Raw genomic sequence first — 12,828 nt, forward strand, 5'->3', positions numbered from 1 at the left:
AATAGCACGCATTGCGTGCTATTTTTTTATCTGCGAGGTCTGCCGCGGTTCAAGAGATACTTAGCGAACCTCGTGCTGCAGCCACTCAGCCAGTTCGGTTAACTCGGCCAGATATTCTGGTTGCTCAGCGGCAAGCTGCATAACTGCCTGCTTAATATTGTCGGCACTGTACTGTACACCCACCAACACGCCAGAGAGAGCCTCGAAGATAGCCGGAGTCAGGCTGTCGGTAAATATCTGCGCTTCTGTCACCAAACCTTTTTCGACATTGCAGTGCAGTGTCACGCCGCCCCAGCTAAAACGCTGCTCAAGCGTATGGGTAAACTGCGGCGCTTTGCCAAAATTCCACTCCCAGCTTTTTTGCTGAGCATATTGATCTGTGAAATTAGGTAAATCAGGCATATTTTCCGGCGAAATAATCTCGGGAACAACTGAGGTTTGATGATGGGCAAAAAATGCCTGCTGTATAGCATGGCAAATCTGTGCATGATCAATGCCCACCACCAGCTCATTGAGGTTTGCCACCCGCGAACGTACCGAGGTAATGCCTTTGCTGGCTAATTTTTTGGGATCAGGGTTTAAGTAATCCGCCAAACGTGAAAGATCGGCAGCCAGCAGCAAAGTACCGTGGTGAAAACCGCGATCAGGTGTTTCACGGTATGCTGAGCCGGAAATTTTACGCTCACCGTCTGCGGTTTCAACGATCAGATCATTGCGACCAGATGCACTGGCATTAATGCCCATTCGGTGTAGAGCATTGATGATAATCTGGGTTGATACTGTTTTATCATATTCAGGTTTTGCCGCCATAAACGTAAAGTTGGTATTTCCCAGATCATGGAATACCGCTCCGCCCCCACTTTGCCGGCGTGCCAATTTGACACCGTCTTCATCCATCCGGCGAGTATTGCACTCTTTCCACGGGTTTTGCCCACGCCCTATCACTACGGTATCGGCATTGCGCCATAAATACAGCACGGTTTGATCGGCTGGCATTTGTCGGAAAATACACTCTTCAACGGCAAGATTGAACCAAGGGTCAACCGAGTGTGAAATAAAAACCCGTACTGTTTTGGGTGTGATGCTCTGCATGATAACCCCTTGAATAGGCTGTCTATCTTATTATCAGCTACTCTAGTCGATTACCTCTGCTGACAACAGTAAAATCAGGTATCTCATCAGTTATCCCACCAACAGTTATTTCTTCTATCGACTATTTTTTATCCCATAAACGTAAAAAACCGCCTGAGAAGGCGGTTATGTATATTGGCTACTAAACATAGCTATCAGCTAACCATATTTTCAGAAAACTATTCGAGCTCTTGTGAACCGCCACCACTGACTGTCAGCACTTGGCCACTGACCCACGCTGATCCGGCAGAAGCTAAAAACAGAGCGGCATACGCGATATCTGAAGGTAGGCCTAAACGCCCTAATGGTGTTTTTTTCAGCATCTGATACTCAATCTGTTCGGTTAACACTGTTGATAGTGCATGAGTACGCACCGCCCCGGGTGCAATGGCGTTAACACGAATACCATGCGCTCCTAAATCAAACGCAATATTACGAGTCAGGTGATTTAGTGCCGCTTTTGATGACGCATACGAGGCCATATTGCTATTAATGTTCTCACCGGCCATTGAAGTAATGTTCACCACCGCACCGCCTCCGTTATCAACCATATGCGGCGCACACAACTGACACAACCGAAATGCGGGGAACACATTCAATTGATAGGCACGCTCAAAATCATGCATCGGCATATCAAACGGTTTTGGGCCACCGCCACCGGCGTTATTTACCAACACCGTTATTTTACCAAACGCCTGCACAGTCTGCTCTACCAGTGCGTTCAGATCCGACTCTTGAGTGATATCACAGGCTACTGCAATCGCCTTTCCGCCTGTGTTGGTAATTTCATCAGCCACCTGCTGAGCTGTGTTCAGATCAATGTCTGAGATCACAACCGCTGCACCGGCATCAGCAAACACGGTTGCAATTGCCTGACCAATGCCCGCTCCAGCACCAGTGATAATGGCAACATCACCATCTAGCCTAAACACTTCTTCAATTAACATCAGTCTGTCTCATATTGGGTATCTGGCATATATAATAAATGCGCATAACCTGCCGTGTGTGGCGGATTATGCGCATTGATAGATGATCATGTATCGAAATATAAATTTAGGGAGATAAATCTCACATTATATTTTTACTGCTGAATGATGTGAAACGATGACGTTGCACTTTGCAGCGGAATAGCGCTGAGCTTTTGCACATGCTGCGCGATATCAACCGCCTGTGCTTGCCAGCCGGCACTCATTACACGCACCATATCTGCATAGCCATTTTTTTGCTGTGGCAGAGTCTGCACAAAGCTTTGCTGCCAGCGCTGATCATTGTGGGTGAGTGTCCAGCGGCCACTGATCAGCACTGAACCATCATAGCGCCCCTGAAAACGATCAACTTGCACATTCAGCTGCCACGGCGCAGTAGAGGTGGAGTTTGACGCTACTTGCCACTGTGGTAACTGTGTCGTTAAGGTTGCTGCCAGTGTACGGGTTAACTGGGCGGGCAGATTATCAACCCACAGGTTTTGCTGCGTAACCACCATTTCAATATCGTTTGTTTGGTAAGCAATACCGGGGCCTGCCAAGTAATCTGCAACAGAAACAGCATTCACCAACAGCACATTACTCTGCTCTTCTAACTTTGTTGCCGCAGGTTCTGCGGCCAACTGATAATAGGCAATCTCTGGCGTACTGCTGCACGCAGAGAGCAGTAGTGCGCAGGCTACAACCCACTTTTTCATCATCAACCCTTTCCAATTCCCAATCATTTTATCTTGCCTTCTTAGGTTCAGGATCAGCTACCGAAGAAGATCCAAATATCAGTGAGTTCGGTTTTTGATTAATTTTTTGTATTACCGGCTGAGTATCTCGCAGCACTTTATCAAGTGATTGCAGATTATTATTTAATCGGTCATACACCGGTGAGCCAGGATTTAAGCCTTTCAGCGTTTGTTGCAGCTCACTTAATGTGGCACGCAACTCTTTCGGCAACTGCTCGTTATTAGCCTGTGTTGCCAGTTTATCGAGCGTGCCAGCCAGTTTACTGGTTGAACGCAAAGTCTTTTGCACCTCTTTTGAGGTGTTCGTTGTTTCTTTCAGGAGTGCTTCGATAGGCAACTTATTCAGTTTATCTAACACTTGCTGCACTTTGATCTCGATAGAGCTGAAACCACCGGCAACCGTTGGCATTACCTGAATACCATCGATATCTTTATGCACCGGTGCGTTTGGCGCATTATCAACCATATTTAAATCAACAAATAGCTGACCGGTCAGTAAGTTACCGGTTTTTAGCATCGCCCGCATACCCTGTTTCATCGCCTTATTAATATCTGATTGCAGTTCAGATACGGTTAAGCGATCCGGTAAACGCCCAACTTCTAAACGGATCAATACCGGAATACCGCCGCCCGTTTCAGCCAGTGTCAGTTTATTGTTGAAGTAATAAGGCACGCTCATCACCGTACCAATACGCACACCACGGTACTCAACCGGCGCTCCGGCGCTTAATCCCCGCACTGATTCGTTAAAGAACAGCACATACGGGATAAACTTATCGTACAGCCCTTGTGTGATGCTCTGCTGGTTTGCATACAACTCAAAAGCAGTATTTTGTGGGATAGCATCCCCTAGCGGCCAGCCTTTTGGTACTTCAAAGCTGACACCACCACTGATCAGTGAACTCAGCGAAGCCATATCAACACGGAAACCTTGTGCAGAAAGGTCAACCGATACGCCGCTTGATTTCCAAAAACGTACATTACTGGTGACCAGACTGTCGTAAGGCGCATTAATAAACAGCTTATAGCGCATTTTACGAGCTTTCAGGTCAAACTCACTCTGTTCAACCGTACCAACCGGATAACCACGGTATAACACCACATCACCCACTGTCAGGCTTGATGCATCATCACTCATCAGCTCGATACGTAAACCGGGAGCATCCGCAGGGGCAATCGGCGGTGTATCCAACAAGGTAAAATCACTCGCAGACTCTTTGCCGTTACCGGTTTTTAATTCGATATACGCACCCGAAAGCAGTGTGCCTAAACCCGTTACACCTTCACGGCCAATTTCAGGTTTTACTACCCAAAATAGGCTTTGGTCATTAAGCATATTTTCTGTACCCGGATTTAAACGGGCCGTAATAATAACGTGCTTTAAATCAGAGGCGAGTTTTACCGTCTGCACCGTACCCACTTGTACACTACGACTTTGAATTTCAGTTTTTCCCGCCACAATGCCTTCAGCATTATTGGCGGTAAAAGTAATTAATGGCCCTTGATTACTGAAGGTGTAATACACCATCCATAAACCAATAATAATTGCCACGATAGGAACAATCCAAACCGGCGACAGTTGCTTTATTTTTTTTACTTGAGCCTCAGACTCACTATTATGACTCACGGTTTAACTCCTGTGAACGAGAAGAGGAATCCCAAAACAATCTGGGATCAAAAGCCAATGCCGCTAACATAGTCACAATCACTACACCAGCAAAGAGCATTGCCCCCATACCCGGATAAATACTCATTAAACGCCCGATACGCACCAATGCAACTAATATGGCAATAACAAAAACATCAACCATTGACCAACGGCCAATACACTCGACCATTTCATACAGCCAATGCTGCGTATCTTTATGTTGTGTATCAGGGCGTGAAGCTGACCAGCATAGCCAGAACATGGTTAACATTTTACCAATCGGCACTAATACACTGGCAATAAAAATGACTAGCGCAACAGGGTAAGATTTCATACCCCACAATAAAATCACCCCTTCCATAATGGTAGAGTACGAGGTATTCCCCAAACTCTCTGTCACCATCATCGGTAATAAGTTGGCCGGAATATACAGCACCACGGAGGTGACTAATAATGCCAGTGTAATTTGCAAACTAAACGGGGTACGCGCATGCACCCGTGAATGACAACGCGGACAATGCTTTTCGGTTAACGGCATGATCTGGGAACAGCAACGGCATACTTTAACCTGCTGTGACAACCCGGACTGACCGGCAATTAAAGGTGCAACCGGTTTGGCCGGTTGAATAGCACTCCATAACCACTCTTTATCCAACTGCTGAAAAGCTCTAATCTGTAAGACACAGAACAGGCAAAATGCCCAAAAACTCAAATCTAAACTAATATCCGCCAGTGATACTAACTTTACGAAACTGACTAATATCCCAATCAAAAATATTTCAACCATACACCATGGCATTAACATAAACAGGGTGCGGGATAAAAAAACTTTGGCGGGTAATGCTTTAAAACGCAGTGCCAGCGAGAGATAAATAATCAGCCCCATACAAAATGCGGGAATACCCTGAATCATTAATAAAATAATTAATGACAATAACTCGTAATGCTCATCAAACAGAACCGTACCGGCCTGAATAAATAACATGGTGTTAGTATTACCAACCGCTTGCATGGTAATAAAAGGATATAGGTTGGCCATCAACAGCATAATTAAGCTGCTTAACGCAAAAATAGCCGGCCTTAATGCAGGTTCGGGATGCCGAGCAACAATTTCAGTATGGCAACGCGGGCAATCACACCGATGACCTGTTGTAAATTCAGGCACATTCACCACCAGATCGCACTGATGGCAAATCATCTGTAATGCAGGCGGCGGTGTGAAATGGGCCTCTGAGTAGGTGTCATCTTTCACTGTAGTTGATCACTGTAGTCAATTATACATTTTGGCGAAGTCAGTAATTATATACTAACTCCACCTCTTTTTTAGGCTTTATCGTGCGGTAACACTATTATACGACAAATCTCAAAAGGCTTTGAAAACCCCATAAAAGACTGATTAATCGGCCTAACAGACACCCTGCGCCTGCCGGAAATATCGATTGACCTGTAAAGAGAGTAAAATGATACCTCCACCAATCGCCAAACGAACCCAATCGGGGTTATGGTTCCATACTGCAAAATTGATCAACAAACCGGCCGGAACCAGAGCGTTATTCATGACCGCTAGAGTGCCGCTATCAACCTGTGTTGCACCTTTGTTCCACATAAAGTAGCCCACCCCAGAAGCCACCAGCCCAAGCCACAGTAACACGCCCCACTGTACCGGTGTTGTCGGCAGTTTTTGGGGATCGCCAAACAAAGAGAATGCCAGCACCGCAATCAGTGTTGCCCCCAGATAAAACCAGCCAAAAATCGCATTTTGTGGTAAAGCGGGCGGCAGCGTTTCAATAAGGCGCTTATAGCCCACCTGCCCCAATGCAAAACAGATATTTGCAGCCTGTACCACAAAAAAACCGGCAATAAACTGATGACTCACCGCATCATAACGGATAACCATAGCGCCCACGACAGCCAACAGAGCGCTGATCAGGTACCCGTACGTGAAGCGCTTTTGCAAAACATCATAAATGAGAGTGACGTACAGAGGTGTCAATACGGTAAATAAAACCACTTCCGGCACGCTAAGCAGTAAAAAAGCGTGATAGTAAAACAGGTACATGACACCCAGCTGACAAGCACCGAGCAGCATTAAAACAACTTTTGGCCGCCAGCTAATCAAGCGCAGGCGCAAAAAAGGCAGCATAACAACCAACGCCAGCACAACGCGCATTAGCACACAAAACCATGTATCAACCTGCCCTGAAAGGTAAACACCGATCAGGCTGAAAGATAACCCCCACAATACAGTGGTTAAGATAAGTAACAGCACGCCAATATTCCGAAAATTAAAAGAGAAAACTGCCAGATTGTAGCAGGATTAACAAGATCATGCCGTGAAGTGGTGATCAGCCTGCTCCCCCAACAATACGTGACATGCGCAAATATATTGAAAACCGATATTGCGGTAAAATACCACGATACAATATTGGACATAGGGAGCAGGCATAGGGCAATACCGGCCAAAAAAAACAGGCTCAAGAGCCTGTTGTATGAATCGATATAACCCTGATGTTTCCATGTAGCAAGTGAGCTGAATTTACTGATTTACTGTGATCTCGCCTTCGCGCGGCGAGCACGCACTGCATTTGCCAGATCGCGCAGCAGTAACTCGGTATCATCCCACCCTAAACAGGCATCAGTGATACTCTGACCAAAAGTTAGCGGTATATTGGCAACCAGATCCTGCCGCCCCTCAACCAAATGGCTCTCGGCCATAATGCCAAAAATCGCTTGATTCCCCGCAGCAATCTGCGCGCAAACATCAGCAGCAACAACACGCTGACGTTGATACTGCTTTGAACTGTTCGCATGGCTAAAATCAATCATCACCTTGCTCGGCAGCTTGTTCGAAACTAGCTCATTGACCACAGCACTGACATGCTCGGCACTGTAATTTGGCTCTTTACCACCGCGTAAAATAATGTGGCAATCCGGATTTCCGGCTGTTGAAACAATGGCAGAGTGACCAAACTTAGTCACCGATAAAAAATGATGTGGCGCATTTGCCGCACCAATTGCATCAATAGCCACTTTAATTGTGCCATCGGTCCCGTTTTTGAAGCCCACCGGACACGATAAACCTGAGGCAAGTTCACGGTGTACCTGAGACTCGGTAGTACGTGCGCCAATAGCGCCCCAGCTCATTAAATCTGCCATATATTGCGGGGTGATCATATCCAAAAACTCACCGGCAGTTGGCATCCCCAGATCATTAATATCGAGCAGGATCTTACGGGCAATGCGTAAACCATCATTGATCTGATAGCTGTCATCCAGATACGGGTCATTGATTAACCCTTTCCAACCTACCGTGGTACGCGGTTTTTCAAAATAGACCCGCATAACCACTTCCAGATCATCTGAAAGCTCTTCGCGTAACTCCAATAAGCGCTTGCTATATTCCAATGCTGCAACCGGATCATGAATAGAGCACGGCCCTATCACCACCAACAGGCGATCATCATGATCATTTAATATGTTGTGAATAGATTCGCGCGATTCAAACACCGTAGCCGATGCCTTTTCGGTTACGCCATATTTCTCTAGCAGGGCAACCGGAGGCAATAATTCCTTGATCTCTTTTACTCTTATATCGTCGTTCTGATAGCTCATATTTTTACATCCTGTCAAAATACTACCGTTCAAATCGGCACGGTAAAACTGTATTCTTTCAATCTGCCTGATCTTCTGGCTGATGTAAACTTATTCACGTACCCAGTAATAGCACGACAATATGCTACTTTTTTATACCTATGCAGCATGACATAAATCAGTATAAGGAGAGCATATTCACTAACCGTTATCTTTCCCGCAAAATACAGAACAGTGGAAAACTTAGTGATGATAATTTTAAAATGAGGGATATACAGCAAAAAATAGCAGGCAGGAAACAACGCAAACAGAGAAATGAACTGAGCATAAAAGATACTGTTATCACGAATAACTATTATCGATAATCAGGTGTTTATTAACGCGCATTACTGAAGATTGAAATATCTGCCTTTGTTACATTAATATGCTCATTGTACCAGAACACCTTGATTGCCATGCACACTCTTACTATGCATACTGACGAAAACAGTGCTCGCAGGTATAAATATCGCACCACACATCGTCTAAACGCTGTAATGTAGAAACTGTTCCACGCTTAAAGCAGGGTGTACAAATACGCTGACATTTAATGATATTCATTCTCATCTCTCCTTGAGTCATCACCTAATTCAATTGCCTACTCATAAAGCGGTATTTCTATGTAGACTACAATCATCGCATAAAGTTGCATACATAAAGTTGCATATGAGAAAAATGTTGAGATGTTTTTGTTTACTCCATCACACTATTCGAACTACTATGCTAGTACAAGATTACGCATAAGGAGTGTGTACATGACGCAGCAAAATATCATTACCCCAACCGCGGTCAACCGCCCTTCTATTCTCGGCGGCTCGATGATCATTGCCGGTACTGCTGTAGGTGCCGGAATGTTCTCTTTGCCTGTAGTCACCTCTGGGGTGTGGTTTACCGGCTCAATTATTATTTTGCTGGCAACATGGCTGTGCATGTATGCTTCCGGTTTAATGATCTTAGAAGCCAACCTGAACTATAAAGTCGGCGCTAGTTTTGACACTATGGTTAAAGGGCTGCTCGGCAAACAGTGGAATGCCATCAATGGTATTACCATTGCGTTTGTGCTGTATATCCTGACTTATGCTTATATTTCCGGTGGCGGATCAATTATTAGCCATACACTCAATGCTGCGTTTGGTTTTTCAATGAATCAAACTGCCGCAGGTTTACTGTTTGCACTGGGCTTGGCATTTTTTGTCTGGTTATCCACCAAAGCAGTTGATCGCCTGACAACCGTACTGATTGGCGGCATGCTTATTACGTTTTTTTTATCCACATTTGATCTGATAGGCCATGTACAACCGGCTATTTTGTTCAATACCAGTGATACTCAAACCGATTACCTGCCGTTTGCGTTGGCTGCCCTGCCTTACTGTCTGGCATCGTTCGGTTATCACGGTAATGTGCCGAGTTTAGTCAAATACTACGGAAAAGAGCCGCGCCCAGTAGTGCTGAGTTTACTGATTGGTACTGTGATTGCCTTGGCTATTTATATCATCTGGCAGCTGGCAATTCTGGGCAATATTCCGCGCAGTGATTTCAAGGAGATTGTGAATCAAGGCGGAAATATTGGCAGCTTGCTGAAAGCGCTCAGTGGTGTGGCATCAACTCAGACCATTGATAAAATGCTGACTGCCTTCTCTTATATGGCCGTTGCCAGCTCATTTTTGGGCGTAACCTTAGGGTTGTTTGACTATATTGCCGATCTGTTTAAATTTGATGACAGTTTCGTTGGCCGTTCAAAAACAGCGGCAATCACCTTTATTCCACCAACAATTGGCGGTTTAGTCTTCCCGAACGGTTTTATCTATGCCATTGGTTTTGCCGGTTTAGCGGCCGCAATCTGGGCGGCGATTGTTCCTGCTATGATGGCCCGCGCCAGCCGCCAGAAATTTGGTAGCCCAACCTACCGTGCTCCCGGTGGTAATCTGATGATTATGGTTGTTATTCTGTTTGGTATTACCAACCTCGTCGTGCAGATTTTAGCCATGTTTAACCTATTGCCTGTTTATCGATAATCTTAAAAAACAGTTGAACACTAATAATCAATAAACAACAAATCCAGCATGTTTAGGTGTGCTGGATTTTTTTATAGCACCGTATTTTATGCCTCAGTTTTTTTGATCTACCGTATATCCTGCAAATCTGCCTTATTTTCCGCTACATTAACACCTTGCTATATGATATTACGTACAGCAGACATTATTGGCCCTCAGGGAAACGCCTTATGCTCAGCAGTAAAATCAAAACCAACCTGATTACCGGATTTCTAGGCAGTGGAAAAACAACCACCATCCGTCATCTGTTAGCCTCGAAACCTGAACATGAAAAATGGGCGGTTTTGGTAAATGAATTTGGCGAAATTGGTATTGATGGTGCATTGCTGCGTGACCAAGGGGCAGTAGTCAAAGAGATCCCCGGCGGATGCCTCTGCTGTGTCGCCGGATTACCCATGCAGGTGGGGTTAAACATGCTCATCAGCCAGCACCGGCCAGACCGGATTTTAATTGAACCGACTGGTCTTGGGCACCCAAAGCAGGTGCTAGATATGCTGGCCGGTGAGCATTATCAGTCAGTTCTTACGCTCGGTGCGACCTTGTGTGTGGTAGATCCGCGCCATCTGCAAGATGCCAAATACTGTGAAAATGAGAATTTTCGCGATCAAATTGCCGCAGCAGATGTGCTGATCGCCAATAAAACTGATTTATGTTCGCTGGAACAACAAGCGTTGCTTACGGACTTTGTCGATACATTACGTACTGCAGCGCAGCAGCAAAAAGAGCACTTCGCAGCACTTCACACCGAATTTGCAGAGCACGGTAAGATACCCATCACTCTGCTTGATTTGCCGGCACAGCCCCGATACCTCAAAGCTTCAGCCGCTCATCAGCATAAAACAGCAATACCGACAATCAGTGCCGCACTCAACTTACAGGGTAATGAACGCTGGCGCAGAGCAGAAAATCAGGGGCAAGGTTATTTCAGTTGTGGCTGGATATTTGATGCTGATACCCTGTTTGATATGACGAAAATCCTAGAACTCGCCAGAACAGCGCCGGTTATCCGCGCCAAAGGCGTCGTGCGTATTACTGGCGGCACTCTGCAGTTCAACCGCCAGCAGGGTGAATTTCAGATTGAAACGGCCGATATTATCCCCGCCGATAGCCGTATTGAGTTTATTCATGATAGCCGTGCGGCATGGAATGTCTTCCAGCAGCAGTTATTGCAAGCACGTATCTAGCACATACACTAACTAATACAAAGGAATAACCGTTTTGTATGGCAAACCTATAAAAAAACCACCTTTCATAGCGTTACGCTACAAAAGGTGGTTTTTTAGATGCAGTATTCTTTTTACAGGAACATCATAATAATCATGGCAACCACACCACCGGTAACACCGATGATAGTTTCCATTACTGTCCAAGTTTGCAGAGTTTGTTTCTCAGTCAAACCCAAGTAACGGTTTGCCAGCCAAAAACCAGAGTCATTCACGTGTGACAGAACAATCGCACCACCACCAATAGCAATGGTGATCGCCGCCAGTTGTGCACCGTTTAAGCCCAAGCCTTCCAGCATAGGTAAGATCAAACCGCACGATGTCAGCATCGCAACAGTTGCAGAACCCTGAATAACACGTACTGCAGCGGCCAAAATAAAGGCTAAAACCACAATCGGCAGGCCAGAACTTGCCAGCGTATTACCCAGTGCCGCACCCACACCTGAATCAACCAGAACCTGCTTAAACACACCACCTGCACCGGTTACCAGAATAATGATACCGGCCGGTTGTAATGCTGCACTACACACACCCATCACATCATCACGGCTCATGCCACGGCGAATACCCAGCAGATAGAACGCAGCCAAGCATGCAACCATAATTGCGGTGAACGGATGACCGATAAACTCCAGCCAGTTGTACAAGTCAGAGCCTTGCTCAACAAAGCGAGCAGCAATGGTTTTCAGGCCAATCATCAGCAACGGTAAGCCAATTAGCCCCATCGCAAGACCAAAAGAAGGCAATTCGCCGCGATCTTTATCATCAGCTTGTGCATGCTCTGGTAACGGAACATCCACAATTTTAGAGATCATTGAGCCAAACAGCGGGCCAGCTAAGATCATCGCAGGGATAGAGGCCAGCAGACCAAATAGGATCATATAACCAAAATCAGCACCCAGCTGTGATGCCACCAGAATCGGGCCTGGTGCTGGGATCAGGAACGCCTGACAGGTTGCAATACCCGCCAACAGCGCGATACCAATTTTGATTACGCTGCCGCCGCCACGACGCACAATCGCGAACGCCACGCCAATTAACAGAACAACCGCAACATCAAAGAACAGCGGCAGTGCACAGATAAATCCGGTAATGGTAATCGCCCAGTTAGCGCGATCTGTACCGAACTTGCCCAGCAGTGTTTGTGCGATGCGATCGAGCGCACCGGTAGTCTCCATCACTTTACCAAACATTGCGCCCAGCGCGACCACTACGGCTACAAAGCCCAGTGTTCCGCCCATCCCTTTTTGGATAGTTGCAGCAATATCAGCCGGATTCATACCAGAGAATAAGCCGGCAATCATAGAGACCAGAATCAGAGCAACAACCGCGTGAAGCCGAACTTTCATTACTAAAAACAGCAACAGGAGGATAGATCCCGCGGCGGTCATGATCAACGACATATCAGACATAGTGTTCATC

General features: G+C 46.0%; 11 protein-coding genes. 2 read left to right on the forward strand and 9 right to left on the reverse strand.

Going from position 1 to position 12,828, the window contains the following annotated elements; all coding sequences use genetic code 11:
- Positions 1-60: 60 nt before the first annotated feature.
- From AC1HDJ_RS10410 to AC1HDJ_RS10445, 8 genes are all read right to left on the reverse strand, one after another.
- The gene (locus AC1HDJ_RS10410) at positions 61-1,092 is read right to left on the reverse strand and encodes a lipoate--protein ligase (protein ID WP_479535720.1); all 1,032 of its coding nucleotides are present in this window, start codon (positions 1,090-1,092) and stop codon (positions 61-63) included.
- A gap of 218 nt (positions 1,093-1,310) precedes the next feature.
- Positions 1,311-2,078: a 7-alpha-hydroxysteroid dehydrogenase gene (hdhA, locus tag AC1HDJ_RS10415; protein ID WP_479535722.1), complete on the reverse strand. Its 768-nt coding sequence runs from the start codon at positions 2,076-2,078 to the stop codon at positions 1,311-1,313.
- A gap of 134 nt (positions 2,079-2,212) precedes the next feature.
- Positions 2,213-2,839, reverse strand: a complete 627-nt coding sequence (locus tag AC1HDJ_RS10420; RefSeq protein WP_479535724.1) for an ABC-type transport auxiliary lipoprotein family protein — start codon at positions 2,837-2,839, stop codon at positions 2,213-2,215.
- A 1-nt stretch (position 2,840) separates the two neighbouring features.
- The gene (gene pqiB, locus AC1HDJ_RS10425) at positions 2,841-4,478 is read right to left on the reverse strand and encodes an intermembrane transport protein PqiB (protein ID WP_479535726.1); all 1,638 of its coding nucleotides are present in this window, start codon (positions 4,476-4,478) and stop codon (positions 2,841-2,843) included.
- Positions 4,468-5,751: a PqiA/YebS family transporter subunit gene (locus AC1HDJ_RS10430; RefSeq protein WP_479535728.1), complete on the reverse strand. Its 1,284-nt coding sequence runs from the start codon at positions 5,749-5,751 to the stop codon at positions 4,468-4,470. Before AC1HDJ_RS10430 ends, pqiB begins: the two co-directional genes overlap by 11 nt.
- 153 nt (positions 5,752-5,904) lie before the next feature.
- Positions 5,905-6,768 carry a carboxylate/amino acid/amine transporter gene (locus tag AC1HDJ_RS10435; RefSeq protein ID WP_479535730.1) on the reverse strand — a complete coding sequence of 288 codons (864 nt, stop codon included), beginning with the start codon at positions 6,766-6,768 and terminating at the stop codon, positions 5,905-5,907.
- 275 nt (positions 6,769-7,043) lie between these two features.
- Positions 7,044-8,111: a 3-deoxy-7-phosphoheptulonate synthase AroG gene (aroG, locus tag AC1HDJ_RS10440; RefSeq protein WP_479535732.1), complete on the reverse strand. Its 1,068-nt coding sequence runs from the start codon at positions 8,109-8,111 to the stop codon at positions 7,044-7,046.
- A gap of 447 nt (positions 8,112-8,558) precedes the next feature.
- Positions 8,559-8,690 carry a hypothetical protein gene (locus AC1HDJ_RS10445; protein ID WP_479535734.1) on the reverse strand — a complete coding sequence of 44 codons (132 nt, stop codon included), beginning with the start codon at positions 8,688-8,690 and terminating at the stop codon, positions 8,559-8,561.
- A gap of 194 nt (positions 8,691-8,884) precedes the next feature.
- On the opposite strand from AC1HDJ_RS10445, the gene mtr reads away from it, so the two are divergent.
- Together mtr and AC1HDJ_RS10455 are read left to right on the forward strand one after the other, a co-directional pair.
- Positions 8,885-10,144 carry a tryptophan permease gene (mtr, locus tag AC1HDJ_RS10450; RefSeq protein ID WP_479535736.1) on the forward strand — a complete coding sequence of 420 codons (1,260 nt, stop codon included), beginning with the start codon at positions 8,885-8,887 and terminating at the stop codon, positions 10,142-10,144.
- Positions 10,145-10,353: 209 nt separating this feature from the next.
- The gene (locus tag AC1HDJ_RS10455) at positions 10,354-11,367 is read left to right on the forward strand and encodes a CobW family GTP-binding protein (protein WP_479535738.1); all 1,014 of its coding nucleotides are present in this window, start codon (positions 10,354-10,356) and stop codon (positions 11,365-11,367) included.
- Between the two features lie 113 nt (positions 11,368-11,480).
- On the opposite strand, the gene gntU is transcribed toward AC1HDJ_RS10455, so the two are convergent.
- Positions 11,481-12,818 carry a gluconate transporter gene (gntU, locus tag AC1HDJ_RS10460; RefSeq protein WP_438623367.1) on the reverse strand — a complete coding sequence of 446 codons (1,338 nt, stop codon included), beginning with the start codon at positions 12,816-12,818 and terminating at the stop codon, positions 11,481-11,483.
- Positions 12,819-12,828 lie beyond the last annotated feature (10 nt).

The organism is Plesiomonas sp. ISS29 (genome assembly GCF_056522795.1).

Excerpts from the sequence above, each read along its gene's own strand:
- AC1HDJ_RS10420 (WP_479535724.1), bottom strand. The coding sequence starts at position 2,839 with ATGATTGGGAATTGGAAAGGGTTGATGATGAAAAAGTGGGTTGTAGCC.
- AC1HDJ_RS10445 (WP_479535734.1), bottom strand. The coding sequence starts at position 8,690 with ATGAATATCATTAAATGTCAGCGTATTTGTACACCCTGCTTTAAGCGT.
- mtr (WP_479535736.1), top strand. The coding sequence starts at position 8,885 with ATGACGCAGCAAAATATCATTACCCCAACCGCGGTCAACCGCCCTTCT.
- hdhA (WP_479535722.1), bottom strand. The coding sequence starts at position 2,078 with ATGTTAATTGAAGAAGTGTTTAGGCTAGATGGTGATGTTGCCATTATC.
- aroG (WP_479535732.1), bottom strand. The coding sequence starts at position 8,111 with ATGAGCTATCAGAACGACGATATAAGAGTAAAAGAGATCAAGGAATTA.
- gntU (WP_438623367.1), bottom strand. The coding sequence starts at position 12,818 with ATGTCTGATATGTCGTTGATCATGACCGCCGCGGGATCTATCCTCCTG.
- AC1HDJ_RS10455 (WP_479535738.1), top strand. The coding sequence starts at position 10,354 with ATGCTCAGCAGTAAAATCAAAACCAACCTGATTACCGGATTTCTAGGC.
- AC1HDJ_RS10410 (WP_479535720.1), bottom strand. The coding sequence starts at position 1,092 with ATGCAGAGCATCACACCCAAAACAGTACGGGTTTTTATTTCACACTCG.